The sequence below is a fragment of the Azospirillum sp. OGB3 genome, from assembly GCF_014192915.1.
Taxonomy (GTDB): domain Bacteria; phylum Pseudomonadota; class Alphaproteobacteria; order Azospirillales; family Azospirillaceae; genus Azospirillum.
The window spans coordinates 40,595-66,919 of record NZ_JACHYN010000004.1 but is presented as its reverse complement, the minus strand read 5'-3'; the positions used below and the strand labels follow the sequence as shown (position 1 = coordinate 66,919).

Sequence of the window (26,325 nt, the reverse complement as noted above, 5' to 3'; positions counted from 1 at the left end):
TCTTTCGGTCAGGCGCGCGCCCACAGCGCGCGGGCGGCCTTGTCGGCCTCGGTGCAGATCTCGTTCAGGTCGGCGCGGACGGGGCGCCCGTCCTCGACCAGCGTTTCGCCGTCCACCAGCACCATCTCCACGTCGCGCCCCTGCGCGGTGTGGACGAGCGTGCCGAGCGGGTTGATCAGCGGGCGCAGATGCGGGCGGCGGGTGTCGAAGACGACGAGGTCGGCCAGCTTCCCCACGGCCAGCGTGCCGATTTCCTCGCCCATGCCGACCGCCTGCGCGCCGCCCAGCGTGGCCATGCGGAAGACGTCGGCGGGCTGCCAGGCGGCGGTGACCCCGCCCTGCTGGATGCGCGCGGTGGCGAGCGCCCAGCGCATCGCCTCCACCATGTCGCCGTGCTGCGTGTCGGTGCACAGCGCCAGATTGACGCCGGCCTCCTTCAGCTTCGGCGTCGGTGCCAGCCGGCCCGAGGCGGCGTTGCATTTCGGCACATGCACCGCGTGCGCCCCGGCGCGGGCGAGGCGGGCGATGTCGGCGTCCTCGACATAGAGGCAGTGGGTGGCGAGCAGCCGGTCGTTCATCAGCCCGCACTCGTCCAGCAGTTCCGCCGGGGTCAGGCCGGTGGAGGCCTTCACCCGCTCCACCTCCACCCGGCTCTGCGCCAGATGGGTGTTGACGCGCATGGAGCGCGCCGCAGCCTCGTCCGCCAAGGTGCGCAGGAAAGCGGGGGAGCAGGTGTCCGGCGCGTGGGCGGCCATCTGCACGCGGATGCGCCCGCCGTTGGCGCCGTTCCAACGGGCGTGCAGATCCAGCGTCCGCAGCAGCAGGTCGCTGCCGATGGCCGGGTCGAAGCGCCATTCGCCCTGGGCCACGCGGGCGAAATCCACGTCGTGGACGCGCCAGCTCGCATGGACGCGCAGGCCGAGGTCGGCGATGGCGTCCAGCGTCGCGTCGGCGTGGACGAAATGGTCGCAGATCAGCGTCGAGCCGGAGAGCAGGGCCTCCACCGCGCCCAGCCGGGCCAGCGCGCGGGCCTCCTCCGGCGTCGCGTCGGTGCCCTTGGGAACGCCCGGCGTGTAGGAGGGGGCGAAGCCGAGATCGGCGGCGACTCCGCGCACCATCACCAGGACGGCGTGCAGATGCGCGTTGACGAAGCCCGGCGTGACCACCCGCCCCGGCAGGTGGCGGACCTCGGCGGCGGCGGGCAAGCCTTCGGATTCCGGGGCGAGATGAACGATGCGGCCGTCGCGGATGCCGATGGCGGCGTCCTCGATGACGCTGCCGAGCGCCTCGCCGGTCAGGGCGGTGACGCCGGTCAGCAGCAGGTCGAGCCGGCCGGTCACGCGACGGCGGCCTGCCGTTGCTGCAGGCCCTCCTCGCGGATCAGGTTGAGGATGTGACGCTTGTGGTCGTTGAAGCGCGGGCCGGTGGTGTCGCGCGGGCGCGGCAGGTCGAGCGCGATCAGCTCACGGATGCGGCCCGGACGGCTGGTCATCACGGCGACGCGGGTGCCGAGCACCAGCGCCTCGTCCACGCTGTGGGTGACGAAGACGACGGTGCAGCGCTGCTTCTGCCAGATGGCGACCAACTCCTCCTGCATGTCCATCTTGGTCTGGGCGTCGAGCGCCGCGAAGGGCTCGTCCATCAGGATGACCTGCGGGTTCAGCAGCAGGGCGCGGGCGATGCCGACGCGCTGGCTCATGCCGCCCGACAGCTCGGCCGGGAAATGGTTCTCGAAGCCGCGCAGGCCGACCATGTCGATGTATTCCTGGGCGGCGTCGCGCCGGTCGGCCTTGCGCCAGCCCTTCAGGCGCAGGTGGAAGGCGACGTTTTCCCACACCGGCAGCCAGGGCATCAGGTTGGCCTGCTGGAAGACCATGCCGCGGTCGGCGCCGGGGCCGTCGACCGGCTTGCCGCCGACCGTCACGCTGCCCTCGGTCGGCTTTTCGAAGCCGGCGATCATGTTCAGCAGGGTGGACTTGCCGCAGCCCGATGAGCCGAGCAGGCAGAGGAACTCGTTCTTCTCCACCGACAGGCTGACGTCGTCGATGGCCAGCAGGTCGCGCTTGCGCTTGGCGTCGCGGAAGATCTTGGTGATGTTGCGAAGCTCGATGGAAGCCATCGCTCAGCCCTCCCGGCTCTGGAGCGTGGAGCCGTGCTGCCAATGCAGCGCGGCGGACATCAGGACCTTGATGAGCGCGTCGGTCGCGTAGCCGAGCAGGCCGATGCTGGCCATGGCCGCGAGCACGAGGTCGTAGCGCAGGAAGTAGTAGCTGTCCCACAGCACGTAGCCGAGGCCGCTCTTCACCGCGACCATCTCCGCCGTCACGGTGAGCATCCAGGCGGCGCCGATGCCGATGCGCAGGCCGGCGAAGATGCTGGGCAGGGCCGCCGGGAACACGACGTGGCGCAGAAGCTGCTGCTCGGTGGCTCCCATCATCGAGGCGGCGCGGATCAGGTTGCGGTCGGCGGTCTTCACCCCGTGGATGGTGTTCATCAGGATCGGGAAGAAGGCGCCGAGGAAGACCAGGAAGATGGCCGGCTTGTTGGCGATGCCGAACCAGATGATCGCCAGCGGGATCCACGACACCGGCGGCACCGGGCGCAGCATCTGGAGCGTCGGCTCCACCGTCCGCTCGACCCAGCGCCACCAGCCGATGGCGATGCCCAGCAGCACGCCGCTGACCACCGCGATGCCATAGCCGGCGGCAACGCGGGTGGCGCTGGACAGGGCGTCGGCGAGCCAGCGGCCCGTGTTGCCCTGCGAGGTCTCGTCGAAGCCGAAGATCCAGTCGCCCCAGGTGTGCAGAACCACCGACGGGGCCGGCAGCAGCGCCGCCGGCAGAAAGCCGGACCGGGAGAACACCTCCCAGGCGGCCAGGATGAAGAGGGGAACGACGGCGCGCTCCCAGGATTTCGACAATGCCGTCATGGCCCGGTTTTCCCGTCGAAGATGTTCGTGAGTTTCGCTTTTAACCCTCTCCCCTTTGGGGAGAGGGAAATTGAGCGGTTGCTTTTAAAAGCCCAGTTCGCTCTTCGGCTTCTTGGTGACGGCTTCGAGGAACGTGTAATCCAGGTTCTTTTCCGCGGCGGCGGTGACGTCGTTGGAGATGTATTTCAGCTCGCGCATCATCGTGGCGATGGCCAGCGTGCTGTCCTTGTGGATGGCGTAATCCGGGGAGGCGTTCTTCAGCGCCTCGGTGGCGACGGCCTTGTCCATGCCGGTGTATTTGTTGATGACGTCGACCCACACGGTCTGGTCGGACTTCAGCTTGTCGACCAGGGCGACGACCGAGCCGACGGTGGCCTCGACCGCCTTCGGGTGGTCCTTGATGACGTCGGAGCGGGTGACGATCAGGTTGGTCAGGTTGCCGGCGGCCTGGTCGTAGGGCAGGGCGAAATGCGTGCCGACGCCGGTCTGGCGGATCTGCGAGGCGAAGGGCTCCACCGTGCAGATCACGTCCACCTCGCCGCGCTGGAGGGCGGCGGCGTGGTCGGACGGGTTCGGGATGTTGATGAACTGCACGTCCTTGTTGACGTTGATGCCGTGCTTCTGGAGGGCGCCGCGCATGTGGATGTCCTGCGCGTTGCCGCGCGACGCCGCGACGCGCAGCGGCTCGCCCTTCTCCTTGCGCTCGGCGATCAGCTTTTTCAGCCCATCCCAATCGTCGGCCTTCAGGGTGATGCCCTTGCCGACGACGATCTCCGACCCACCGTTCACCTGGCCGGACACGGCCACCACGTCGAAGCCCTTATCGAGCGCCGTGATGTAGTGCAGGTAGGTCACCTGGGCCATGTCGATGCTCTTCGACACCAGCGCGGTCAGCACGTCGTTGCCGGAGTTGAAGTTGATCGCCTCGATCTCCACGCCCTTGGCGAGTTCCGGGGTCAGCGCCATCGGCAGGCAATGGGCGCATTTGGCGAAGCCCAGCTTCAGCTTCTCCGCGTCGGCCGCCTGAGCGGTGGCAGCGGCGGAGAGGGCGAGGAAGGCGGCGGTGACGGTCGTCAGGGTGAGGGACCGGAACGTCATGAAAGGAGTGCTCCCGATGCGGTTGCGTCCCTCATCCTTTCGCAAGGCCCGTGCCAAATTGTATACAATATTATAACTACTAATTTGTTGGCTGTTTTCAGCAGTTTAGGGCATATTGATCGAAGTTGGCCGGAGTGGAACGGCCTTGCCTGAATTTTAGGCATGGCGCATCATTTCGGCATGCATGCCCAAGTATGCAGCACTTTCGGGGGTGGTGGGTCAGGATGGACAGGATCAAGACCATGAAGGCGCCGGCCCGGCCGATCCGCCGCGCGACGCTGCATCATTCCGCGGTGGAGGAACTGCGGGCGATGATCCTGGACGGCGAGTTGCCGCCCGGCGTGCGCGTGCCGGAGGTTCAACTGTGCGAGCAGTTGGGCATTTCCCGCACGCCGCTGCGCGAGGCGCTGCGGGTCCTGTCGTCGGAAGGGCTGGTGGAACTTCGCCCGCACCGCGGGGCCATCGTCGCCCCGGTGGACCCCGGCGAGATCGGCGCGATCTTCGAGGTGATGGACGCGCTGGAACGGCTGGCCGGGACGCTTGCCTGCCGCAACGGCTCCGACGCGGAGTTCGCGAAGCTCGACCGGATGCACGATCAGCTCGTCACCCAGCACGAGGCGGGGGAGCGCGCCGCCTACTTCCTGACCAACCGGCAGATCCACTCCCAGATCGTCGCCATGGCCCGCAACCCGGCGCTGGAGGCGACCTACGCCGGCTTTGCCGCCAAGATCCTGCGCGCCCGCTCGCTCGCCAACTACGACACCGGCCGATGGCAGGAGTCGGTGGATGAGCATGAGGGCTTCATGGCGGCGTTCCGCCGCCGCGACGCCGAGGAGGCCGGCGCTTTGCTGGCCGACCACAGCCGCCGCACCGCGGTGGCGGTCATTCAGGCGCTGCGCCAGCCGCCGGCGCAGGGGATGGTTCAGGAGGGCGGCGCGGTCACCGATGCCGAGCCGCTGAACGCGGGTTGATTCGTTCGATTAAGGCTTGAATCATGCTGCGCTGCGGAATATATTAGTTTCACTGACGCCTTTTCGGGCGTTTCCTCCCTAGACTCGGGCCGCCGGAGCAATCCTGGCGGCCTTTTTCTTTGCTCGACGCGCGTCACGGAGTCGTGTGCGACGCAGCAATCAATCGCAACGTCTGGTGGAAATCAAGGCCCTGAAAGTGAAACACGCTGCCGCCGTCAAAGCCCTGCGGGGGCAAGGGCTTGAGGCATGCAGCGTGTCGCATTGTGTGCGCGCCTTTGTTTTTATGCGGCGCGCCACTGCTTTCACGGACTACCGAGTCCTCCCTAGACTCCGGCCTGACGCTGTTCGCAGCGCTACGAAAGATAGACCATACGTACCCGCATGATGTCAATGGGCAGGGTGGCCGGGGGAGTATATTTTTCGGCCTATGACCTTGCGCCCAGCCCATGGGTTCCAAGCGAATCGGGACATGATCGCCTGCCGATGTGGGAACCGGCCCACCGCCGCGCGTACCATCGTCGCCTTGGTTCACGTCATGCCCGCCGGGCATCGGAACCGACACTGCGGAGGAAGCACCATGGCCGACGAGCGGAACCCGAACCAGATGGGCAGCCAGGACGAGCGGAAGCAGGGGCAGCAGACCCAGGACAACCCGAAGAACCGGCAGCAGGGGCAGGACCAGGCGAACCGGCAGCAGCAGGGCATGGACGACGACCGGGACGATAAGGGCGGGCAGCAGCGCTGAGCGGACGCCGCAGAGGGGCGGGACATGATGTCCTGACCCCCGCGATGGGTTTGCGGCGTGCTGGTTTTTTCGGCATACACTGGGGCGGCCGGCCGGCCGCCCCTTTTTGCGTGGGCGGTCCGGCTTCCGCTGGGAGGAGAGAGGACGGACCATGACCTACTGCGTCGCCCTGTATCTGAAGGACGGCTTGGTGATGCTGTCGGACACGCGCACCAACGCGGGGGTGGATCACATCTCCATCTTCAGCAAGATGCACGTCTTCGAAGAGCCGGGCGACCGCATGATCGCCCTGATGACCGCCGGCAACCTGTCGCTGACCCAGTCGGTGATCGCGCTGATCCAGGAGGGGGTGGAGCTGGACGGCGAAATCCGGACCATCTCCAGCGTGAACGGCATGTTCCAGGCGGCCCAACTCGTCGGCGCCGCCGTCCGTCAGGTGTGGAAGCGGGACGGACACGCGCTGAAGGAGCAGCGGGTGGATTTCGACCTGTCCATCATCCTGGGGGGCCAGATCCGCGGCGACCGGGTGCGGCTGTTCCACGTCTACGCCGCCGGCAACTTCATCGAGGCGACCGCCGACAACGCCTTCTTCCAGATCGGTGAGCACAAATACGGCAAGCCGATCCTCGACCGCGCGTTGAACCACAACACGCCGCTGGAGGAGGGGATGAAGCTGGTGCTGATCTCCATGGACAGCACGCTGCGCTCCAACCTGACGGTCGGTCTGCCGCTCGACCTGATCGCCTACCGCCGCGATTCGCTGAAGCTGGAGACGCGGCGTCGGATCGGCGAGGACGACCCCTGCTTCAAGGAGATCAGCGACGGCTGGTCCCAGGCGCTGCGCGAGGCCTTCCGTTCCCTGCCGCCGCCCAAATGGGCTGATTAATCGGAAGACGCCGCCTTCCGCACCCGCACATGGCTGTCGTGGAAGGCGGCACCGCCGAAGGGCGCCACCGGGTCGGCGCCGGTCAGGCTGTTGATGCCGCGCCCGCCATCGTGCGCGGCGTTGGGCCAGATGGATTCGGCGATCACCACGCCCCGCCGCACCCCGTCGAACAGCCGTGCGTGCAGAAGCACCGCGCCGCGCCCGTTGGCGGCCTCCACGCGGTCGCCCTCGGTGATTCCCAGCGCCGCCGCGTCCTGCGGGTGCAGCATCAGGCTCGGGCGGCGTTCCCGCCCGGTGGAGGTCGGGGTCTCGGTGAAGCTGCTGTTCAGGAAGTTGCGGGCCGGCGCGGTGACCAGCCGGAAGGGATGCTCGTCGTCGGCCTCCTCCGTCACCGCCCAATGGTCGGGGAAGGCCGGCATGGTGTCGACCGGGCCGAAGGTGGACGGCGCGGCGTAGGGCACCTTGGGCCAGTCCGGCTTCAGGCGGAACTTGCCGTCGGGCCAGCGGAAGCCCTTCACGAAATGCGCCTCCTCGAAATCCGGCTGGACGTCGAGGAAGCGTTGGGATTCCAGCGTCTCCAGCGTGCCGTGGCCGGACGCGCGCAGCGTGGCGTCGATCAGCTCCCGCTCGGTCATGGCGAAGCCGGGGTGGGAGTCGCTGCCCAGCCGCCGCGCCAGCTCCGTGATGACGGCGTGGTTGGGCCGGCAGTCGCCGGGCGGATCGACCAGCTTGGGCCCAAGCAGGATGTGCTGGTTGCCGCCGGCCTGATAGAGGTCGTCGTGCTCCAGGAACATGGTGGCGGGCAGCACGATGTCGGCCATGCGGGCCGTTTCGGTCATGAACTGCTCGTGCACGCAGACGAACAGGTCGTCGCGGGCGAAGCCGCGGCGCACGCGGGCCTGATCGGGGGCGATGGTCACCGGGTTGGTGTTCTGGATCAGCAGCGCCGTCACCGGCGGGCCGCCGGCCAGCGCCTCCGGGTCGCCCTCCAGGATCGGGCCGATCCGCGACTGGTCGAGCATGCGCACGGTCGGGTCGCGCAGGTCCAGCCCCTCGATCAGCGTCTTGTTCCAGCCGTAGATGCCGCTGTTGGAGTGGAAGGCCCCGCCGCCCTCGACCTGCCAGGCGCCGCTGACCACCGGGATGCAGGAGGCGGCGTGCATGTTCACCGCCCCGTTGCGTGAGCGGGTGAAGCCGTAGCCCAGCCGGAAATAGCTGCGCGGCGTTTGCCCGACCAGCCGGGCGAAGGACTCGATCTCCGCCGCCGGCAGGCCGGTGATGGCCTCGGCCCATTCCGGAGTCCGGGTGGCGAGATGCGCCTCCAGACCGGCCGGGTCGTCGGCGTGGCTGGCGAGATAGGCGCGGTCAGCCAGCCCGTCGCGGAACAGCACATGCATCACCGCGCAAGCCAGCGCCCCGTCGCTGCCCGGACGGATCAGCAGCGGGATGTCCGCCTGCTCCATGGTCGGGGTGCGGTAGACGTCGACCACGGCGATCTTCGCCCCGCGCTCCTTGCGGGCGCGGACGGCGTGGGTCATCACGTTGACCTGGGTGGAGACGGCGTTGGTCCCCCAGATCACCACGAGGTCGGACTTGGCCATCTCGCGCGGGTCGGCCCCGGCCAGCTTGCCGGCGCCGGCCAGCCAGCCGGCCCAGGCCGGGTTGGTGCAGATGGTGGCGAAGAAGCCCGACCAGCGCCGGGCGTGGCGCAGCCGGTTGATGCCGTCGCGCTGCACCAGCCCCATGGTGCCCGCGTAATAATAGGGCCACACCGTCTCCGGCCCGTGCCGGCGCTCGGCCTCCAGGAACCGGTCGGCGACGGTGTCCAGCGCCTCGTCCCAGGAGATCGGCGCGAACTGGCCGGAGCCCTTGGGGCCGGTGCGGCGCAGCGGCTGCGTCAGCCGGTCGGGATGGTGCACCCGCTCGGCGTAGCGGGCGACCTTCGCGCAGATCACCCCGGCGGTGTAACTGTTGTCGGCCGCCCCGCGGATGCGCCCGATGCGGCGCTCGTCCAGCACCTCGACCTCCAGCGCGCAGGTGGACGGGCAGTCATGCGGGCAGGCCGATGCTTGCAGACGGGGGGCGTGCAGACGGGGGGCGGTGCGGTTGGGCATGGTTCTACAGATGGGTGCTGGAGGGGGTCAGGGAAGGGCGGCGGTGCTGTGCAGCGTCACGCGCAGGCCGCCGTGCGACACCGACGGGCCGGAGGGCTGGAAGGGCAAGCCGGTCGCCTGGGCGAGCGACGCCTCGTTGGTGACGAGGCCGACCCGCCAGCCGGAGAAGCGCGACAGCAACGTCTGCCCCAGCGCGCCGTAGAGGGCGAACAGCGGCTTCTTCTCGCCAATCCGCGCGCCGTAGGGCGGGTTGACGATGACGAGGCCCGGCGGCCCCTCCGGCGGCATCAGGTCGCTGACCGCGTGTTTCTGGAAGTCCGTCAGAGCGGCGACGCCCGCGCGCTCGGCGTTGGCGCGGCTCATGGCGATGGCTCCGCCATCGCGATCGCTGCCGTAGAAGCGGACGGTGGGCGCGCGGGCGTCGCCGCCCGCGGAGCGCATCGCCTGCCACGCCGCGTCGTCGAAGGAGGCGAGCTGTTCGAAGGCGAAGTGGCGCGTGCGTCCGGGATGGAGCCCGGCAGCGATCTCCGCCGCCTCGATGACGAAGGTGCCGGACCCGCACATCGGATCGACCACCGGCTCGCTGCCGTCGAAGCCGCAATGGTGCAGGAACAGCGCGGCCAGCGTCTCGCGCAGCGGAGCCTTGTGGATCTCCTCCTTGTGGCCGCGCTTGTGCAGGGACTCACCCGACGCGTCGACGCTGATGGTGCACAGGTCATCGTCGATGCGGGCCTTGATGGAGACCTCGGCCTCGGCGGAGATCGGCGCGCCCAGCTCCTCCGTGATGGCGCGCTCGATGCGCTGGGCGGTCGCCCCGGCGTGGTAGATGCGCGAGCCCTTGCAGGACGCCTCGACGCGGACTGGCACGTCGGGGCGCAGGAACTCGGCCCAGGGCACCCGGCGCGCCCGCTTGTCGAGCTGGGCGAGGTGGAAAGCGCGGAAGGAGGCGACGCGAGCCAGCACGCGGGTCGCCCCACGCAGCTCCAGGTTCGCCCGCCAGACCTCCGGCCAGCCGCCGCGGACGGTGACGCCGCCCTTGATGGCGGTGGCGTCGCGGAAGCCCTTCGCCTTCACCTCCGCGCAGAGCACGGATTCGAGCCCCGGTGCAGTGACGATGAAGATTTCGAAATCGGTGCCGGTACGGTCGGCGGCGGTATCGCTGGTCATGGCCCCTAGATACCGCCATGGCAATCGCTTTTGAAGTCCCCTCACACGTCGACCACCGGCGCCATGGCCTCGGCCATCGCCAGCAGGGCGGGGTCCTGGAAACGCGGCGCCACCAGCTGCACCCCCACCGGAAGCCCGCGCGGCCCGCGGCCACAGGGCATGGCGAGGCAGGGGACGTGCAGCACCGTCCAGATCGAATTGAAGATGTGGTCGCCCGTGGTGTGGAGCCCCTCCGGCGCTTCGCCCGGCGCGGGCGGGGTCAGGATCACGTCGATGGACTCGAACAGGGCGGCGAAGCGTGGCCGGCATGCGTCCGCGACGTCGTAGGCCTCGGTCAGGGTGCGCGCGGTGATGCCGTGGTTGTGTTCGCAATGGTCGGCCAGCTCGGGGTGCAGCCGGTGGCGGTCGCTGAGGTAAAGGTCGAGGAAGGAGGCCCGCCCTTCGCCGCGGCGGATCACATCCTGCACCTCGGCCAGCGTCGAGAACTCCTCCGGCAGTTCGAAGGGCACGACCACCGCGCCGGCCTCCTCCAGCCGCTTCGCGGCGAGCAGCAGCGCCGCCTCGCCCGCCGGCTCGATGCGCGACCAGACGGGGGAGCGGCAGAGCCCGACGCGCAGGCCCGCCAGCTTGACCGGCGGCGTCTTGCCCATGCCCTCCAGCTGGAACGCCTCGGCCATCAGCGCGAGGTCGGCGACCGAACGCCCGTACCAGCCCAGCGTGTCGAGGGACACCGCGTAGTGCTTCATCCCCTCGCGGCTGACCACGCCCCAGGTCGGCTTGAAGCCGTAGATGCCGTTGAAGGCGGCGGGACGGATGTGCGAGCCGCCGGTCTGCGTGCCGAAGGCCAGCGGCACATGCCGGTCGCCGACCGCCGCCCCCGACCCGGAGGAGGAGCCGCCCGGCGTGTGGGCGGGGTTGACCGGGTTGCGCGTCGCCGCCTTGCGCCCTCCGGAGGCGAATTCCACCGTGTCGGTCTTGCCCAGCAGGACTCCCCCGGCGCTGCGCGCGATGGCCACGCAGGCGGCGTCGCGGGCGGGCCGGTGTCCCAGGAAGATCGGCGAGTTCTGGGTGGTCGGCAGGTCGGCGGTGTCGATCACGTCCTTTACGCCGAAGGGCAGGCCGTGCAGCGGGCCGGCGACGGGGCGCTTGTCGGCCTCGCGCGCGGCGGCCAGCGCCAGGGCGGGATCGACGCTGATCCAGGCGCGCACCTCCGGATCGCGGTCTTCGATCCGCTCCAGGCAGGAGCGCACCAGCGCCTCGCTGGTCAGGCGGCCGTCGCGGATGGCGTGGGCGGCCTCGCTGGCCGTGAGTTCGAACGGTTCCATGGCGGGTCCTTTCGGTGAGTCAGACGTCAGGCGGGCCGGAGACTCAAAGGGGAAGGGCGGGGCGCTGGCGGTGGTGGTCGGTCGCCGCCTGGAAGGCCGCCCCGGCGCGGAAAACCAGCGGCTCGTCGAACCAGCGCCCGACGATCTGCATGCCCACCGGCATCCCGTCGCCGTCGAAGCCGCAGGGCACCGACATGGCGGGCAGGCCGAGCGCGCCGAAGCCGTAGGTGAAGCGGCTGACCGCCCGCGTCGCCTCGATCATGTCGGCGCTGTCGTAGATGCGCGGCGCCACGATGGGGGTGGTCGGGGTGAGGATCAGGTCCACCCGCTCGAACAGCGTGCGGAACCGCAGCTTCCAGGAGGCGAGCCAGCGCCGGGACTCCGCATACTGCACGCCGCTCACCGGCAGGCCGAGCTGCAGGCGGCGCAGCACCTCCGGCCCGATGGACTCCGGCGCGGTCTCCATCTTGTCGAGGTGGTATTGCGCCATGTCGGCGACGAGCAGCGAGAAGGCGGTGCGGGCCTGCGCCACCTCCGCGTCCTCGATGGTGATGTCGACCAGAACGGCGCCGGCCTTCTCCAGCACCGCCGCCGCCGCGCGCACCCGCTCCGCCACCGCGGGCTGGAGGTTGTCGAAGTAGAAGTTGCGCGGCAGGCCGATGCGCGTGCCGGCGATCCCCGCCTTCAAATCCGGAAGGAAATTGCCGAGCGGCACGTCCGCCGAATTGGGGTCCTCCGGGTCGTAGCCGGCGATAGCGGCGAAGGCGCGCGCCACGTCGGCGACCGAGTAGGCCAGCGGGCCGACGGTGTCGAAATCGACGCTGCACGGAATCACGCCGGTGTTGGACACCCGGCCGACGCTGGGCCGCAGCCCGACCACCCCGCAGAGCGCCGCCGGGATGCGGATGGAGCCGCCGGTGTCGGTGCCGATGGAGACCCGGCACAGCCCGGCGGCGACCGAGGCCGCCGAACCGCCGCTCGACCCACCGGGCACCCGCCCGGTGTCCCAGGGATTCCGGCAGAGGCCGTGATGCTCGTTCTGGTTCGTCGAGCCCAGGCAGAATTCCGACAGGTTGTTGCGCCCGACAAGGATGGCCCCGGCCTCGCGCAGGCGGCGGATCAGCGGGGCGTCCTGATGCCCCATCCGGGCGAAGCGGGCGGAGGAGCCGTAGCTGGTCGTCTCCCCCGCCAGTTCGAAGCAGTCCTTGACGGTGACCGTCACCCCGTCCAGCAGGCCGGGCCAGTCGCCCGCCGCCCGCGCCTCGTCCTGCGCCTGTGCCCGGCGGATCGCCCCGTCGGCGTCCACCGCCAGCAGAGCGTTGACGATCGGATTCAGGCTCTCGATGCGGGCGAGGCGGGCGTGGGTTTCCGCCTCGCTGGCGCCGGGCGTGGAAGGGCTGCCGCCGCCGGACCGGGCCGGATGCGTTGTCGAAAGTTCGGACATGCGTTGCTGCTTTCCGCTCGCGTGCCGGATGGCTTCGGACGAACTGCTCCGGCGACGGCCTGTTGAAGTCGCTTCGTTGCGCTTAGGGACGGAACCGCCGGATCAGGCGGCGTCCGCCAGCGCCAGATGGGCGATGACCGCGTCCAGCGGCATCACGTCGGCGTATTTCTTGCCCATGTCGAACAGGTTGGCGCGGTGCGGCTCCTCCGCCCGGTCGCCGACGCACTCCTCCACGATGATCGGCCGCAGCCCGTGGGCGGAGGCGTCGATCACGCTGGCCCGCACGCAGCCCGAGGTCGTGCAGCCGGTGACCAGCAGCGTGTCGACCGCGTTCGCCCGCAGCCAGGAGGACAGGGCGGTGCCGAAGAAGGCTGAGGCGTGCTGCTTGCGCACGATGAACTCGTTGGGCAATGGCGCGACCTCCGGAGCGAAGGCGACGTCGGGCGAGTCGGCGGTCAGCGTCAGCAGGGACGGAATCTTCTCGCCGAACGGCCCGATGCCGCCCAGTGCCTCCGGCGCGATGAAGCAGGCGTGGGCGATCGGCATGCCCAAGGGACGAACATGTCCGAGCAACTTTCCCGTGGCGGTGATGGCGCTGTTGATGTTGAAGCCGCCGAAGGCGTCATCGCGCGTGAAACCGATCTGGAAGTCGATGACAAGGAGGGCGCACTTGCGGCCGAAGCCGAGCGGCTTGCCGATTCCCTGGCGCTCGTAGATGGAAAGATCGCTCATTTCAGGAGGTTCCTTCTTCCGCTGCAGCGCCGCATCACGGGCGCCCAACCAGCATACAACGAGGTTTTTTTGCATTCAAAGTCCATAGTTTCACCATTTCAAACCCGCCTCTGCCCGCCTTTTGCGCAGAAATACATATTGCTGTATTCATAAGCAATGCCGTGGAAGCTTACTGTAAGCGGTTGATTTAAAATGCTTTATAAGCACCCTGCGACAGCCCGTCGCAGGGTGGCACGATTCCTGCGAATTTGGTCGGGCATAAGGGCTCAGCGCAGATTGTGTGCAAAAATAGACCGGACAAATCTTGGCGCTGCCCGTAAAATCTTTGACACAGAGGAGCAGGCTTATGGACGGGATCAATCGCAAGGAACGGGCCGGCCGGATCGAGCGGAGCGGCGTCAACCGCCGCCAGTTCGGTACTCTGCTGGCCGCCGGCGCCCTGGTGGCGGGCGGCGGCTGGCCTCTGCCGGCGTCGGCGGCGCCGCCGGTCCTGCGGGTGCGCATCGGCAGCGACATCGGCAACCTCGATCCCGCCCGCATCTTCCAGATCGAGAACCAGACGGTCGCCACCCAGATCTTCAACGGGCTGGTCAAGTATGACGAGGCGAGCAACGCCATCGTCCCCGACCTCGCTACCGGCTGGGAGGTTTCAAGCGACGGCACCGTCTACAGCTTCGCCCTGCGCAGCGGCGTCACCTGGCACAAGGGCTTCGGTCCCTTCACCTCCGACGATGTGAAGTTCTCGTTCGAGCGCGTGTTGGACCCGCAAACCGGCAGCAGCTACAGCGGCCAGCTCGCCTCCATCAAGTCCATCGAGACGCCATCCCCCGACAAGGTTGTCATCACGCTGAAGGAGCCGAACTCCGGCTTCCTGCACAAAGTGTCGGCCTTCAACCAGGGCTGGATCGTCAGCCGCAAGGCGCTGGGCGAGATCGGCGACAAGGCCTTCGCGCTGAACCCCATCGGCACCGGCCCCTTCGTGTTCCAGAACTGGGCGCCGGGCCGCGAGGTGAAGCTGTCCGCCAACAAGGACTATTTCGCCGGCGCCCCCAAGGTCGAGGAGGTGCAGTTCCGCGTCATCAAGGACGAGACGGCGGCGGCCATCGCCCTGGAGAACGGCGAGATCGACATCTTCTTCGGCCTGCAGCAGCCGGAGGTCATCCAGCGGCTGAAGGGCGGCGGGCTGGTCACCGTGCACGACCGTGACGCCAACCACACGATCAACCTCGTCCTCAACACCTCGATCAAGCCGCTGGGCGACGTGCGGGTGCGGCAGGCGATCTACCACGCCATCAACCGCAAGGCGCTGATCGACGGCTTCTTCAAGGGCACCAAGTCGGAGGCCAGCGGCTTCCTCACCTCCTCCTTCCAGGAATTCACCGATCAGGTCCCGCTGTTCCCCTACGACCCGGCGAAGGCCAAGGCGCTGCTCAAGGAGGCCGGGGTGGGCTCCTTCACGCTCGACCTCGTGGCGCCGGGCGCCAACCCCTACGACAAGATCGTCGTGCCGATCGCCAGCGACCTCGCCGCCGTGGGCATCGACGCCAAGATCAAGGTGCTGGAGCGCGGCGCCTACCTCCAGGCGCGCAACAAGGGCACGGTGCCGACCTGCATCACCGGCGTCGTCGGCGCGCCAGACCCGGACAGCCCGATCCTGTCGCTGTTCGCCAAGTCCTCCTTCCCGCCGGGCCTCAACACCGCCCATTACGAGGGCATTGAGGACCTGATCGCCGCCGCCCGCAACGCCCAGGGCGACGCCGCCCGCAAGGAGGTCTACGGGAAGATCCAGGCCAAGGTGATGGGCGACGTGCCGGTGATCCCGCTTTACGCCGACCATCTGTACATCGCCCACACCAAGAAGGTTTCCGGCTTCGTCCAGAATTCGCTGTTCACGATGAGCGCCTATCCGGTCTCGCTGCTGGAGGCGTGACCATGGACCGGCTTCTTCGCCAACTCTCGCAGCTCGCGATCACGGTGTTCGGCATCGTGACCGTGACCTTCTTCCTGGTCCGGATGATCCCCGGCGACCCCGCCCAGTACATGCTGGGCGACTACGCCACCGAGGAGGCGCTGGCGACGCTGCGCGCCCAGCTCGGGCTCGACCAGCCGGTCTACGTGCAGTACGGGCTCTACGTGCTGCGCGCGGTCACCGGGGATTTCGGGTCGTCGGTGGTCACCGGCCGCCCGGCGCTGGAGGAGATCCTGTTCAGCCTCCCGGACTCCGCGATCCTGGCCTTCGCCGGCCTCGTGGTGGCGGTGGTGATCGGCATCCCGCTCGGCATCCTCACGGCGGAGCGCCAAGGGTCGTGGAGCGACATGCTCATCATGATCGTCGCGCTGTTCGGGATCTCCTTCCCGGTCTTCTGGCTCGGCCTCGCCTCGGTCCTGCTGTTCTCGCAGGAGCTGAAATGGTTTCCGGCGCTGGGGGCCAGCTCGGGCGGCGGGTTGCTCACCCACCTGCACCATCTGGTGCTTCCGGCGGGGGTGCTGGGCATCTCGGTCGCGGCCTACATCACCCGCCTGACCCGCTCGGCGATGCTGGAGGTGCTGGGCCAGGACTGCATCCGCGTCGCCCGCGCGATGGGCGTGCCGGAACGCCGGGTGGTGTGGCGGCTGGCGCTGAAGAACGCGCTGGTGCCGATCCTCGCCATCGTCGGGGTGACCTTCGCCTGGTCGCTGGGCAGCGCCATCCTGATCGAGGTGGTGTTCAGCCGGCCCGGCATCGGCTCAATGATCCTGAAGGCGGTCTCGGCCCGCGACTACCAGCTCGTCCAGGCGGGCGTGCTGGTGCTGGCCGTTGCCGTCGTCCTCGTCAACAGCCTGCTCGACCTCGCCTACGGGCTGGTCGATCCGCGCCTGTCCACACGGTGACCCCATGGCAGCCACAGCAACCCTCTCTGCGTCCACTTCGGCGCGGCGGTCGTCCCTGATGCGCTACTTCCGCCATCCGGGCTTCCTGATCGGCGTGATCCTGCTGACCCTGCTGCTGATCGTGGCGGTGGCGGCTCCCTGGATCGCCCCGATGTCGCCGCTTGAGACCGACCTCGCCAACACGCTGGCCCCGCCCTCGGCGGCGCATCTCCTGGGCACCGACCAGTTCGGGCGCGACGTGCTGTCCCGCCTGATCTGGGGCACCCGCATCTCCCTCCAGGTCGCCGTCGCGGTGATGGCGCTCTCGCTGTCGCTGGGGATGGTGATCGGGGCGGTCGCCGGCTTCTTCGGCGGCTGGGTCGAGCGGGTGACCGTCTCGATCATCGACATCCTGCTGGCCTTCCCCGGCTTCCTGCTGGCGCTCGCCCTGGTGGCGGCCCGCGGCTCCTCGCTGGAAACGGTCATCATCGCGGTGGCGCTGGCCTTCACGCCGCGGGTCGCCGCGGTGATGCGGGCGGTCGTGCTGACCATCAAGCCGCGCACCTACGTCGAGGCGTCGCGGGCCATCGGCATGGGCACGATGCGGCTGCTGTTCCTGCACGTCGTGCCGAACAGCCTGCCGCCGGTGATCGTGGTCGCCACGGTCAGCGCCGCCACCGCCATCCTGGCCGAAGCGGGCCTGAGCTTCCTCGGCCTCGGCGTCCAGCCGCCGGCCCCGACCTGGGGCAACGTCATCGCCGACGGGCAGAGCTTCCTGGCCTCCAACCCGCTGATCTCGCTGTCGGCGGGGATCTGCATCGCGGTGATGGTGGTCGCCCTGAACCTGCTGGGGGACGGCCTGCGCGACACGCTCGACCCGCAGATGCGCCGCTCCTCCGGACGCGTGCTGTGAGGACGCCCCCCATGCCACACAAGGCCATGCCGAACCTTCACTCCGTGGCGCCGGCGGCTCCGGTCGCCCCCGCCACGGCCCCCCGCCCGGTCGCGCTGGAACTGCGCGACCTGACCACGGTCTTTCCCGGCGACGACGGGCCGGTCACCGTCATCGACGGCGTGTCGCTCGCCGTGCGGGCCGGCGGCACGCTGGCGGTGGTCGGCGAGTCCGGATCGGGCAAGTCGATGACCTTCCTGTCGGCGCTCGGTCTCGTCGCCGCTCCGGGCCGCGTCCGCCGCGGCGAGGTGCGGATCGACGGCGCGGACATCCTGCACCAGCCGCCGGAACGGCTGCGCCGCCTGCGCGGGGCGGTCATTTCGATGATCTTCCAGGACCCGCTGACCGCGCTGAATCCCGTCTTCACCATCGGCGAGCAGATCGTCGAGGTGCTGCGGGCCCACCAGCGCATCGGCCGCTCCGCCGCCCGCGCCCGCGCCATCGAGCTGCTGGCCCGCGTGCAGATCCCCGACCCGGCGCGGCGGGTGGACGACTACCCGCACCAGCTCAGCGGCGGGCAGCGCCAGCGCGTGCTGATCGCCATGGCGATCGCCCTGTCGCCGAAGATCCTGATCGCCGACGAGCCGACCACGGCGCTCGACGTGACGGTGCAGGCGCAGATCCTCGACCTGCTCGCCGACCTCCAGGCGGAGACCGGCATGGCGCTGGTGCTCATCACGCACGACCTGGGGCTGGTCGCCCGATACGCCGACGATGTGGCGGTGATGTACGCCGGGCGGCTGGTCGAGACCGGCTCCATGGAGGAGGTCTTCACCAAGCCCCGCCACCCCTACACCCGCGCGCTGTTCCGCAGCATCCCCCGCCTCGACGGCCCGGTGGACGAGGAGCTTCCGGCGATCGAGGGCCAGCCGCCCAACGTCGCCCGCCTGCCGCCGGGCTGCGCCTTCGAGCCGCGCTGCACGGTCGGCCGCGGGCGGGCGGACTGCTGCACCCGGCGGCCGCTGCCGCTGGCCGGCGACCGCTCCGGCCACCGCAGCGCCTGTTTCCACGAAGACCTGCCCGACCGGACGGAGGCCATCCGATGAGCGACACCCTCTCCGCACCGCCTCCGGCCCTGGAACTCGTCGACGCCACCCGCGTCTTCACCCGCCGCGGCGGCCTGTTCAAGAAGGCCGGCAAGGCGGTGCGGGCGGTGGACGGCGTGTCGCTGACCATCCGTGCCGGCGAGACGCTGGGGCTGGTCGGCGAGAGCGGCAGCGGCAAGAGCACGCTGGGCCGCCTCGCCCTGCGGCTGGTCGAGCCGACCAGCGGGCGGCTGCTGGTCGACGGGCGCGACGTGACCGGCGTGTCGAAGGCCGAGATGCAGGCGATGCGGCGCGACATCCAGATGGTCTTCCAGGACCCCTACGGATCGCTCGACCCCCGCGTCACCATCGGCCAGAGCATCGCCGAGCCGCTGAAGGTCCATGGCCTGTGGGACGGCGACGGGCCGCAGAAGGTCGCCGGGGTAATGAGTCTCGTCGGGCTCGACCCCTCGCGCGCCGACCGCTACCCGCACCAGTTCTCCGGCGGCCAGCGCCAGCGCATCGGCATCGCCCGCGCCCTGACGCTCGACCCCAAGATCCTGGTGCTGGACGAGCCGGTGTCGGCGCTCGACGTGTCGATCCAGGCGCAGATCATCAACCTGCTCCAGCGCATCCAGCGGGAGCGCGGGCTGTCCTATCTGTTCATCGCCCACGATCTGGCGGTGGTCCGCCACGTCAGCCACCGCATCGCCGTGATGTATCTCGGCAAGGTCGTGGAGATGGCGGAGCGCGACAACCTCTACCGCCGGCCGCTGCACCCCTACACCGTCTCGCTGCTGGCGGCGGTGCCCATCGCCGACGTGCGGATGCGCAACCGCCGCCGCACCTCGGTGACCATGGGCGAGATCGGCTCGGCCACCAACGTGCCGCCGGGCTGCCGTTTCCACCCGCGCTGCTACCGGGCGCGGCTGGTCGCGGCGGCGGGCGGCGTGCCCACCGAACGCAGCGGCGACGCCCTGCTGCCGCGCGCCTGCCTGATCGACCAGCCGGAGCTTCGCGCCTGCGGCGGCGCCGATCAAGTCGCCTGCCACTTCCCCGAAACCCCGGAGACCCGGTCCGAGGTCGCCACGGCGGTCCTTCAGGACATCGGCTATCCGCCCATCCGTCCCATCCCCCTTTAATCGGCCCCCTGCAATCAGCCTGAGGATCACCCGCATGTTCAGCGTCACCGACGAACTCAAGGACAACTATTCCGGCGTCTTCCAGAACCGGATCGGCTTTGGCCGGAAGGCCGCCATCATCTCCATCGACTTCATCGACTTCTACACCCAGCCCGGCGCCCCCTTCTTCGGGCAGGGAGTGGTGGACGCGACGATCGCCAGCGCGCCGCTCTACGCCGCCGCCCGCCGCGCCGGCCTGCCGGTGATCTACACCAAGGTCGTCTACGACGCGGCCGGGACCGAGGGCGGCATGTTCGTCAAGAAGATCCCGGCGCTGCGCGCCTTCACCGCCGACAACCCGCTGGCCGAGTTCGACGCCCGCGTGACGCCGGAGCCGCAGGACGTCGTGCTGGTCAAGCACCATTCCTCCGCCTTCTTCGGCACGCCGCTCAGCACCATGCTGCGCGTGATGGAGTGCGACACGGTCATCCTCACCGGCTGCTCAACCAGCGGCTGCGTGCGGGCGACGGCGGTGGACGCGGTCTCCCACGGCTTCCGCGTCATCGTCCCCGCCGAATGCGTGGGCGACCGCCACCAGTCCCCGCACGACTCCGCCCTGTTCGACATGAACGCCAAGTACGGCGACGTGCTGCCGGTGGCGGAGGTGATGGCCTACGTCGAGAAGCAGGCCGAGGCCGTGGCCGCCTGATCCCTTCCGTCCGCCTCTGAACCCATCCGAACTGTATGGAGCGGTGGCGCGCCTGCGGCCGACCGGCGGGCGCGCCCCTGAGCAATCTGCCGACATGATGCCCCTTTCCCATCCCCTCCAGTGGTGCCTGCTGGTGGGGGCGACCCTCCTGTTCACCGCCCTTTTCATGGTGGCCGGCCTTCCCGGCGCGACGCTGCTCGGCCCGATGGCGGCGGCGATCCTGCTGGGGGTGCGCGGCGCCTCCATCGAACTGCCCAAGCGCTTCTCCTGGCTGGCCCAGGCGCTGACCGGGGGCGTCGTCGCCCGCTCCATGGACGTGTCCATCCTGCACGACGTGGCGCTGCACTGGTTCCCCATGCTGATGGCGCTGTCCACGATGCTGGCCGGCGCGGTGCTGGTCGGCTGGCTGCTGGAGCGGTCGGGCCGCTTTCCCGGCGGCACCGCCCTGTGGGGGACCATGCCGGGCGCCGCCCCGGCGATGATCGCCATGGCCGGCGATTTCGGCGGTGACCCGCGCTTCGTCGCCGTGATGCAGTATCTGCGGGTGATCGTGGTCGTCGTCCTGGCTTCGCTCGTCTGCCATTTCCTGCTGGGCAGCGTTCCTGTACCGCTCGCCGTCCCCGGCGCCGTTCCTCCGCCGTCCGCCTCCGTCGCCTCGACGCTGGCGCTGGTGGCGGTCGCGCTCGCCGGCGGCTGGGCCGGCACCGTGACGCGGCTTCCGGCGGGGCCGCTGCTGGGGCCGATCCTGCTCGGCGGCACGCTCAACATGACCGGGCTGGTGGTGCTGGATTCGCCGTCCTGGCTGATCGCCGTCGCCTTCACGATCATCGGCTGGACGACCGGCCTGCGCTTCCGGCGGGAGCTGCTGCGCGATCTGGTGGCGTCGGTGCCGCTGATGCTGCTGTCCACCTTCGGCTTGGTGGCGATGTCGCTCGGCTCCGCCTGGCTGCTGGTCACGCTGACCGGCAAGGACCCGCTGACCGCCTATCTGGCGACCAGCCCCGGCGGGCTGGATTCGGTGACGGTGGTGGCTCTGGGCAGCGCCGCCGACGTGCCCTTCATCCTCACCTTGCAGACTCTGCGGCTGTTCGGGACGATCCTGATGAGCGTTCTGCTTGTGCGATTCCTGCGCCGCCGATAGAACGCAATCCCTTGCCCCGCCATTTTCCAACCGCCGGTGCCCGACGCCCCGGCCGGAGGACACCGTGACTCCGTTCAGCGATGAGAAGGCGACCGGGACCGTCCGGTCCGAGCAGGTCGGCTCCATCATGACCGCCCTGCGCAACCGGGTGCTGGAGGGCAAGCTGCTCCCCGGCACCAAGCTGAAGGAGGCGGAACTGGCCGCCCAGTTCGGCGTGTCGCGGACCCCGATCCGCGAGGCGCTGGTGGCGGCGGAGCGGGAAGGGCTGGTCACCTACGAGACCAACCGCGGCTACACGGTCCGCCAGTTCACCCGCCGAGACCTGCTGGAGAGCTACGAGATGCGCAGCCTCCTGGAGGGGCACGGCTGCCGCATCGTGGCGGAGCGCGGTCTGCCGCTCGACGTGGAGCGGGCGTTGCGCAACGGCCTCGACCGCGCCGAGGCACTGATCGCTGGCGACAGCCCGCTGGAGGGGGAGGCGCTGGAGCAGTGGCGCCTGCTGAACCAGCGCTTCCACACCACCCTGATGGGGCTGGTGCCGAGCGGGCTGTTCAACCGCTCCTTCCAGACCGTCTATCGGGTTCCGAAGATCTACGACGTCCTGGAAATGGAGAAGGACGGTCCCACCCTGCGCCAGTACAACGAGGAGCACCGGCGCATCCTCGACGCCATCGCCCGCCGCCAGAGCGGGCGGGTGGAGTTCCTGATGCGCGAGCATCTCCAGGGGCCGTGCGATCTGCTGCTCCGCCGGATGGAGGAAACGCCGGGCGGGTGAGGGGGCGTGTCGCTGTGCTGACGGTGCCCCCTCCCTAACCCTCCCCCGCTATCGCGGGGGAGGGGACTTGATTCTCCCTCCCCCGCGCAGCGGGGAAGGGCCGGGGTGGGGGCAAGAACTCCGCTATTTGATACAGTTATTCTCCCACCATATACGCCCTCTATATTCTCCGCCCCCCACGGCCCCCCTCGAATCTATACGTGCATCGGGCGCAGCCTGATCGTGCCGGACACAGCCGTGCCGGCATCCGATCCACGCTGACGCGCGCCCGGTTCCCCCGGACGCGCCCCGGAGGCAACCATGCTGGACATCATCGCGCTGGCGATCACCACGGCCTTCTTCGCCGCGTCCATCGCCTATGTGCACGCCTGCGACCGCTTGTGAGGGGGGCTGGGCCATGTTCGTCGAATATGCGCTCGGCGGCCTCGTCGCCGCCGGGCTGCTGGGCTACCTCGTGTACGCCCTGATCCGCCCCGAACGGTTCTGAGGAGACTCCCATGACCGTCAGCGGCTGGATTCACATCCTGCTCTTCGCCGCCCTCGTGGCCGCCGTGGCGCGCCCGCTCGGCGGCTATATGACGCGGCTGTTCAACGGGGAGCGCACGCTGCTCTCGCCGCTGCTCAGGCCCGTCGAGCGTGGGCTCTACCGGCTGGCCGGGGTGGACGCGAAGACGGAGCAGCATTGGGTGACCTACGCCGTCGCCATGCTGCTGTTCAACGTCGCCGGGCTGCTGCTGCTCTACGCGCTGCAACGCCTGCAGGGCGTCCTGCCCCTGAACCCCACCGGCATGGCCGCGGTGCCCGCCGATCTGGCCTTCAACACCGCCGCCAGCTTCGTCACCAACACGAACTGGCAGAATTATGGCGGCGAAAGCACGATGAGCCACCTCGTGCAGATGGCCGGGCTGACCGTGCAAAACTTCGTGTCGGCGGCGACCGGCATCGCGCTGGCCGTGGCGCTGGTGCGCGGCTTCACCCGCAGCGGGGCGCGGACCGTTGGCAATTTCTGGACCGACCTGACCCGAGCCACGCTCTACCTGCTCCTGCCGCTCAGCCTGCTCTACGCGTTGTTCCTGGTCTGGCAGGGTGTGCCGCAGACGCTGGCCGGGACGGTGGACGCCACCACGCTCGAAGGCGTCAAGCAGACCATCGCGCTCGGCCCCGTCGCCTCGCAGGAGGCGATCAAGATGCTGGGCACCAACGGCGGCGGCTTCTTCAACGCGAACTCCGCCCACCCCTTCGAGAATCCGAACGCCCTGACCAATCTGGTGCAGATGCTGTCGATCTTCGCCATCGGCGCCGGGCTCACCAACCTGTTCGGGCGCATGGCCGGGGACGAGCGGCAGGGCTGGGCCATCCTGGCCGCCATGGGCTTGCTGTTCGTCATCGGCGTCGCCGCCGTCTACTGGGCGGAGGCCCAGGGCAACCCGGCCTTCACTGCCCTCGGGCTGGACAACGCCGCCGGCAACATGGAGGGCAAGGAGACCCGCTTCGGCATCGCCCTGAGCGCCCTGTTCGCCGCGGTGACCACGGCGGCCTCCTGCGGGGCGGTTAACGCCATGCACGACAGCTTCATGCCGCTGGGCGGCATGGTGCCGATGGTCAACATGATGCTGGGCGAGATCATCGTCGGCGGCGTCGGGGCCGGCCTCTACGGCATGCTGCTGTTTGCCATCGTCACCATGTTCGTCGCCGGGCTGATGGTCGGGCGCACCCCGGAGTATCTGGGCAAGAAGCTGGAGGCGAAGGAGGTCAAGATGACCATGCTCGCCGTGCTCTGCCTGCCCTTGGTGATGCTGGGCGGTACCGCCTTCGCCGTGGTGCTGGACACCGGCCTCGCCTCGCTCGCCAACGCTGGACCGCACGGCTTCTCGGAGGCGCTCTACGCCTACGTCTCGGCGGCGGCCAACAACGGCAGTGCCTTCGGCGGGCTGTCGGGCAACACCCTCTGGTACAACCTGACGCTGGCCGCCGGGATGCTGGTCGGCCGCTTCCTGGTCATCGTGCCGATGCTGGCGGTGGCCGGCTCGCTCGCCGCCAAGACGCGCAGCGCGGCCTCGGCCGGCACCTTCCCGACCCATGGCGGCCTGTTCGTCGGGCTGCTGGCCGGGGTCATCCTGATCGTCGGCGGCCTGACCTTCTTCCCGGCGCTCGCCCTCGGCCCAGTGGCCGAGCATCTGGCGATGCGCGCCGGCCTCCTCTTCTGACCGGGGACCATCCATGGACACCCATTCGAAAACCGCCACCCGGACTCCGGCCTCCACACTGCTGGACCCGGCCATCCTGCTGCCCGCCGTCGCCGGCTCCATCCGCAAGCTCGACCCGCGGCTGATGGCCCGCAACCCGGTGATGTTCTGTGTGGAGGTGGTGGCGGCGCTGACCACGCTGCTGTTCCTGCGCGACCTGCTCAGCGGCGCCGGAAACATCGGCTTCTCCCTGCAGATCGTGCTGTGGCTGTGGTTCACCCTGCTGTTCGCCAACTTCGCGGAGGCGGTGGCGGAGGGCCGCGGCAAGGCCCAGGCGGCCAGCCTGCGCCGCACCCGCACGGAAACCACCGCCAAGCGGCTGGCGGGCGAGGGCTGGGAGAGCGTTCCGGCCACCCTCCTGAAGCCCGGCGACCTCGTGCTGGTGGAGGCCGGCGACCTCATCCCCTCCGACGGCGAGGTGATGGAGGGCGTGGCCAGCGTCAACGAGGCGGCGATCACCGGCGAATCCGCCCCGGTCGTCCGGGAGTCCGGCGGCGACCGCTCCGCGGTGACCGGCGGCACGCAGGTGATCTCCGACTGGATCAAGGTCCGGATCACCGCCGCCCAGGGCAACACCTTTCTCGACCGCATGATCGGGCTGGTCGAGGGCGCGCAGCGGCAGAAGACGCCCAACGAGATCGCGCTGAACATCCTCCTGGCCGGCATGACGGTCATCTTCGTCATCGCCGTGGCGACCATCCCCAGCTTCGCCGCCTACGCCGGCGGGTCGGTCGGGGTGCTGGTCCTGGCCGCGCTGTTCGTCACGCTGATCCCCACCACCATCGGCGCGCTGCTGTCGGCCATCGGCATCGCCGGCATGGACCGTCTGGTCCGCTTCAACGTGCTCGCCATGTCGGGCCGGGCGGTGGAGGCGGCGGGCGACGTGGACACGCTGCTGCTCGACAAGACTGGCACGATCACGCTGGGCAACCGTCAGGCGTCGGAATTCCTGCCGATCTCCGGCGTGGCCGATCGCGACTTGGCCGACGCCGCCCAGCTCGCCTCGCTGGCTGACGAGACGCCGGAGGGCCGCTCCATCGTCGTTCTGGCGAAGGAGACGTACGGCATCCGCGCCCGCGACATGGCAGGGCTGCACGCCCGGTTCGTGCCCTTCACCGCCCAGACGCGGCTGAGCGGCATCGACAGCGACGGCATGACGATCCGCAAGGGTGCCGTGGACGCCGTGCTGGCCCATGTGCGGGCGCTTGGTGCGGGCACCCCCGCCCAGGGCAATACGGTGACCGCGCTGCGCCCCGATCCCGCCCTGGAGGCGACGGTGCGCGAGGTGCAGGCCATCGCGGAGCGCGTCGCCAAGTCCGGCGGCACGCCGCTGGCCGTCGCCCGCGACGGCCGGCTGCTCGGCGTCATCCACCTGAAGGACATCGTCAAGGGCGGCATCCGGGAGCGCTTCGCGGCGCTGCGTCAGATGGGCATCAAAACGGTGATGATCACCGGCGACAACGCCATGACCGCCGCCGCCATCGCGGCGGAGGCCGGGGTGGACGATTTCCTGGCCCAGGCGACGCCGGAGATGAAGCTGCAACTGATCCGCGACGAGCAGGCGCGGGGCAAGCTGGTCGCCATGTGCGGCGACGGCACCAACGACGCCCCGGCGCTGGCCCAGGCCGACGTCGGCGTGGCGATGAACACCGGCACCGTCGCCGCCCGCGAGGCCGGCAACATGGTGGACCTGGACAGCGACCCGACCAAGCTGATCGAGATCGTGGAGATCGGCAAGCAACTGCTGATGACCCGCGGCGCCCTGACCACCTTCTCCATCGCCAACGACGTGGCGAAGTATTTCGCCATCATCCCCGCCATGTTCCTGGCCTTCTACCCGCAGTTGGGCGCGCTGAACGTGATGGGGCTGGCCAGCCCGGAGAGCGCCATCCTGTCGGCGATCATCTTCAACGCGCTGATCATCGTGGCGCTGATCCCGCTGGCGCTGCGCGGCGTCGCCTACCGCGCGGTGGGCGCGGCGCGGCTGCTGCGCCGGAACCTGCTGATCTACGGGCTGGGCGGCCTGATCGTGCCCTTCGTCGGGATCAAGCTGATCGACCTGCTCGTCACCGCCATCGGACTCGTGTGAGGACCC

At 69.4% G+C, this 26,325-nt stretch carries 23 protein-coding genes; 14 read left to right on the top strand and 9 right to left on the bottom strand.

Annotated elements, in window-relative coordinates; translation table 11 throughout:
- Positions 1–8: 8 nt before the first annotated feature.
- The 4 genes from FHW79_RS10620 to FHW79_RS10605 form a co-directional block, all read right to left on the bottom strand.
- Entirely contained in the window at positions 9–1,340 is a 1,332-nt protein-coding gene (locus FHW79_RS10620) for an amidohydrolase family protein (protein WP_183178892.1), read from the bottom strand.
- Positions 1,337–2,119 carry an ABC transporter ATP-binding protein gene (locus FHW79_RS10615; protein WP_145673763.1) on the bottom strand — a complete coding sequence of 261 codons (783 nt, stop codon included), beginning with the start codon at positions 2,117–2,119 and terminating at the stop codon, positions 1,337–1,339. The genes FHW79_RS10620 and FHW79_RS10615 overlap by 4 nt, the downstream gene beginning before the upstream one ends.
- 3 nt (positions 2,120–2,122) lie before the next feature.
- Positions 2,123–2,929: an ABC transporter permease gene (locus tag FHW79_RS10610; protein ID WP_119507235.1), complete on the bottom strand. Its 807-nt coding sequence runs from the start codon at positions 2,927–2,929 to the stop codon at positions 2,123–2,125.
- Positions 2,930–3,013: 84 nt separating this feature from the next.
- Positions 3,014–4,027 carry an ABC transporter substrate-binding protein gene (locus FHW79_RS10605; protein ID WP_149649004.1) on the bottom strand — a complete coding sequence of 338 codons (1,014 nt, stop codon included), beginning with the start codon at positions 4,025–4,027 and terminating at the stop codon, positions 3,014–3,016.
- A 224-nt stretch (positions 4,028–4,251) separates the two neighbouring features.
- Between FHW79_RS10605 and FHW79_RS10600 the strand changes: the two genes are divergently transcribed.
- The 3 genes from FHW79_RS10600 to FHW79_RS10590 all read left to right on the top strand — a co-directional run bounded on the left by FHW79_RS10600 (position 4,252) and on the right by FHW79_RS10590 (position 6,629).
- A complete protein-coding gene (locus FHW79_RS10600; protein WP_247884292.1) occupies positions 4,252–4,998 on the top strand; it encodes a GntR family transcriptional regulator in 747 nt (248 codons plus the stop codon).
- A 577-nt stretch (positions 4,999–5,575) separates the two neighbouring features.
- Positions 5,576–5,743: a hypothetical protein gene (locus tag FHW79_RS10595; RefSeq protein ID WP_183178891.1), complete on the top strand. Its 168-nt coding sequence runs from the start codon at positions 5,576–5,578 to the stop codon at positions 5,741–5,743.
- A gap of 151 nt (positions 5,744–5,894) precedes the next feature.
- A complete protein-coding gene (locus FHW79_RS10590) occupies positions 5,895–6,629 on the top strand; it encodes a proteasome-type protease (protein WP_040136233.1) in 735 nt (244 codons plus the stop codon).
- Here FHW79_RS10590 and FHW79_RS10585 read toward each other — a convergent pair.
- The 5 genes from FHW79_RS10585 to FHW79_RS10565 form a co-directional block, all read right to left on the bottom strand.
- The gene (locus tag FHW79_RS10585; RefSeq protein ID WP_183178890.1) at positions 6,626–8,743 is read right to left on the bottom strand and encodes a molybdopterin oxidoreductase family protein; all 2,118 of its coding nucleotides are present in this window, start codon (positions 8,741–8,743) and stop codon (positions 6,626–6,628) included. The genes FHW79_RS10590 and FHW79_RS10585 overlap by 4 nt on opposite strands.
- A gap of 27 nt (positions 8,744–8,770) precedes the next feature.
- The gene (locus FHW79_RS10580; protein ID WP_183178889.1) at positions 8,771–9,910 is read right to left on the bottom strand and encodes a class I SAM-dependent RNA methyltransferase; all 1,140 of its coding nucleotides are present in this window, start codon (positions 9,908–9,910) and stop codon (positions 8,771–8,773) included.
- 41 nt (positions 9,911–9,951) lie between these two features.
- The gene (locus tag FHW79_RS10575; RefSeq protein ID WP_183178888.1) at positions 9,952–11,235 is read right to left on the bottom strand and encodes an amidase; all 1,284 of its coding nucleotides are present in this window, start codon (positions 11,233–11,235) and stop codon (positions 9,952–9,954) included.
- 43 nt (positions 11,236–11,278) lie between these two features.
- Positions 11,279–12,679 (bottom strand): amidase, encoded by a 1,401-nt coding sequence (locus FHW79_RS10570; protein WP_183178887.1) that lies wholly within the window; start codon positions 12,677–12,679, stop codon positions 11,279–11,281.
- 102 nt (positions 12,680–12,781) lie between these two features.
- Positions 12,782–13,411, bottom strand: a complete 630-nt coding sequence (locus FHW79_RS10565; protein WP_183178886.1) for an isochorismatase family protein — start codon at positions 13,409–13,411, stop codon at positions 12,782–12,784.
- Between the two features lie 346 nt (positions 13,412–13,757).
- Here FHW79_RS10565 and FHW79_RS10560 point away from each other — a divergent pair, with 346 nt between their 5' ends.
- From FHW79_RS10560 to kdpB, 11 genes are all read left to right on the top strand, one after another.
- Positions 13,758–15,341, top strand: coding sequence for an ABC transporter substrate-binding protein (locus FHW79_RS10560; protein WP_183178885.1), 1,584 nt, complete (start codon positions 13,758–13,760; stop codon positions 15,339–15,341).
- A 2-nt stretch (positions 15,342–15,343) separates the two neighbouring features.
- Positions 15,344–16,282: an ABC transporter permease gene (locus FHW79_RS10555; RefSeq protein WP_183178884.1), complete on the top strand. Its 939-nt coding sequence runs from the start codon at positions 15,344–15,346 to the stop codon at positions 16,280–16,282.
- A gap of 4 nt (positions 16,283–16,286) precedes the next feature.
- A complete protein-coding gene (locus tag FHW79_RS10550; RefSeq protein WP_247884291.1) occupies positions 16,287–17,174 on the top strand; it encodes an ABC transporter permease in 888 nt (295 codons plus the stop codon).
- An 11-nt stretch (positions 17,175–17,185) separates the two neighbouring features.
- Entirely contained in the window at positions 17,186–18,259 is a 1,074-nt protein-coding gene (locus FHW79_RS10545) for an ABC transporter ATP-binding protein (RefSeq protein ID WP_282183991.1), read from the top strand.
- Positions 18,256–19,380 carry an oligopeptide/dipeptide ABC transporter ATP-binding protein gene (locus tag FHW79_RS10540; RefSeq protein WP_183178883.1) on the top strand — a complete coding sequence of 375 codons (1,125 nt, stop codon included), beginning with the start codon at positions 18,256–18,258 and terminating at the stop codon, positions 19,378–19,380. Before FHW79_RS10545 ends, FHW79_RS10540 begins: the two co-directional genes overlap by 4 nt.
- A 34-nt stretch (positions 19,381–19,414) precedes the next feature.
- Positions 19,415–20,068 carry an isochorismatase family protein gene (locus FHW79_RS10535; protein ID WP_183178882.1) on the top strand — a complete coding sequence of 218 codons (654 nt, stop codon included), beginning with the start codon at positions 19,415–19,417 and terminating at the stop codon, positions 20,066–20,068.
- A 94-nt stretch (positions 20,069–20,162) separates the two neighbouring features.
- Entirely contained in the window at positions 20,163–21,209 is a 1,047-nt protein-coding gene (locus FHW79_RS10530) for an AbrB family transcriptional regulator (protein WP_183178881.1), read from the top strand.
- A gap of 64 nt (positions 21,210–21,273) precedes the next feature.
- Positions 21,274–21,984 (top strand): GntR family transcriptional regulator, encoded by a 711-nt coding sequence (locus FHW79_RS10525; RefSeq protein WP_109139088.1) that lies wholly within the window; start codon positions 21,274–21,276, stop codon positions 21,982–21,984.
- Between the two features lie 397 nt (positions 21,985–22,381).
- The gene (gene kdpF / locus FHW79_RS10520; protein ID WP_183178880.1) at positions 22,382–22,471 is read left to right on the top strand and encodes a K(+)-transporting ATPase subunit F; all 90 of its coding nucleotides are present in this window, start codon (positions 22,382–22,384) and stop codon (positions 22,469–22,471) included.
- 10 nt (positions 22,472–22,481) lie between these two features.
- Positions 22,482–24,191: a potassium-transporting ATPase subunit KdpA gene (gene kdpA, locus FHW79_RS10515; protein WP_183178879.1), complete on the top strand. Its 1,710-nt coding sequence runs from the start codon at positions 22,482–22,484 to the stop codon at positions 24,189–24,191.
- Positions 24,192–24,204: 13 nt separating this feature from the next.
- Positions 24,205–26,319, top strand: a complete 2,115-nt coding sequence (gene kdpB, locus FHW79_RS10510) for a potassium-transporting ATPase subunit KdpB (protein WP_183178878.1) — start codon at positions 24,205–24,207, stop codon at positions 26,317–26,319.
- The last annotated feature ends 6 nt before the right edge of the window (positions 26,320–26,325 follow it).

What these genes read in the sequence shown, in the direction of transcription:
- FHW79_RS10615 (WP_145673763.1), bottom strand. Translation starts at nt 2,119, where the DNA reads ATGGCTTCCATCGAGCTTCGCAACATCACCAAGATCTTCCGCGACGCC.
- FHW79_RS10610 (WP_119507235.1), bottom strand. Translation starts at nt 2,929, where the DNA reads ATGACGGCATTGTCGAAATCCTGGGAGCGCGCCGTCGTTCCCCTCTTC.
- FHW79_RS10605 (WP_149649004.1), bottom strand. Translation starts at nt 4,027, where the DNA reads ATGACGTTCCGGTCCCTCACCCTGACGACCGTCACCGCCGCCTTCCTC.
- FHW79_RS10600 (WP_247884292.1), top strand. Translation starts at nt 4,252, where the DNA reads ATGGACAGGATCAAGACCATGAAGGCGCCGGCCCGGCCGATCCGCCGC.
- FHW79_RS10595 (WP_183178891.1), top strand. Translation starts at nt 5,576, where the DNA reads ATGGCCGACGAGCGGAACCCGAACCAGATGGGCAGCCAGGACGAGCGG.
- FHW79_RS10590 (WP_040136233.1), top strand. Translation starts at nt 5,895, where the DNA reads ATGACCTACTGCGTCGCCCTGTATCTGAAGGACGGCTTGGTGATGCTG.
- FHW79_RS10585 (WP_183178890.1), bottom strand. Translation starts at nt 8,743, where the DNA reads ATGCCCAACCGCACCGCCCCCCGTCTGCACGCCCCCCGTCTGCAAGCA.
- FHW79_RS10580 (WP_183178889.1), bottom strand. Translation starts at nt 9,910, where the DNA reads ATGACCAGCGATACCGCCGCCGACCGTACCGGCACCGATTTCGAAATC.
- FHW79_RS10575 (WP_183178888.1), bottom strand. Translation starts at nt 11,235, where the DNA reads ATGGAACCGTTCGAACTCACGGCCAGCGAGGCCGCCCACGCCATCCGC.
- FHW79_RS10570 (WP_183178887.1), bottom strand. Translation starts at nt 12,679, where the DNA reads ATGTCCGAACTTTCGACAACGCATCCGGCCCGGTCCGGCGGCGGCAGC.
- FHW79_RS10565 (WP_183178886.1), bottom strand. Translation starts at nt 13,411, where the DNA reads ATGAGCGATCTTTCCATCTACGAGCGCCAGGGAATCGGCAAGCCGCTC.
- FHW79_RS10560 (WP_183178885.1), top strand. Translation starts at nt 13,758, where the DNA reads ATGGACGGGATCAATCGCAAGGAACGGGCCGGCCGGATCGAGCGGAGC.
- FHW79_RS10555 (WP_183178884.1), top strand. Translation starts at nt 15,344, where the DNA reads ATGGACCGGCTTCTTCGCCAACTCTCGCAGCTCGCGATCACGGTGTTC.
- FHW79_RS10550 (WP_247884291.1), top strand. Translation starts at nt 16,287, where the DNA reads ATGGCAGCCACAGCAACCCTCTCTGCGTCCACTTCGGCGCGGCGGTCG.
- FHW79_RS10545 (WP_282183991.1), top strand. Translation starts at nt 17,186, where the DNA reads ATGCCACACAAGGCCATGCCGAACCTTCACTCCGTGGCGCCGGCGGCT.
- FHW79_RS10540 (WP_183178883.1), top strand. Translation starts at nt 18,256, where the DNA reads ATGAGCGACACCCTCTCCGCACCGCCTCCGGCCCTGGAACTCGTCGAC.
- FHW79_RS10535 (WP_183178882.1), top strand. Translation starts at nt 19,415, where the DNA reads ATGTTCAGCGTCACCGACGAACTCAAGGACAACTATTCCGGCGTCTTC.
- FHW79_RS10530 (WP_183178881.1), top strand. Translation starts at nt 20,163, where the DNA reads ATGATGCCCCTTTCCCATCCCCTCCAGTGGTGCCTGCTGGTGGGGGCG.
- kdpF (WP_183178880.1), top strand. Translation starts at nt 22,382, where the DNA reads ATGTTCGTCGAATATGCGCTCGGCGGCCTCGTCGCCGCCGGGCTGCTG.
- kdpA (WP_183178879.1), top strand. Translation starts at nt 22,482, where the DNA reads ATGACCGTCAGCGGCTGGATTCACATCCTGCTCTTCGCCGCCCTCGTG.
- kdpB (WP_183178878.1), top strand. Translation starts at nt 24,205, where the DNA reads ATGGACACCCATTCGAAAACCGCCACCCGGACTCCGGCCTCCACACTG.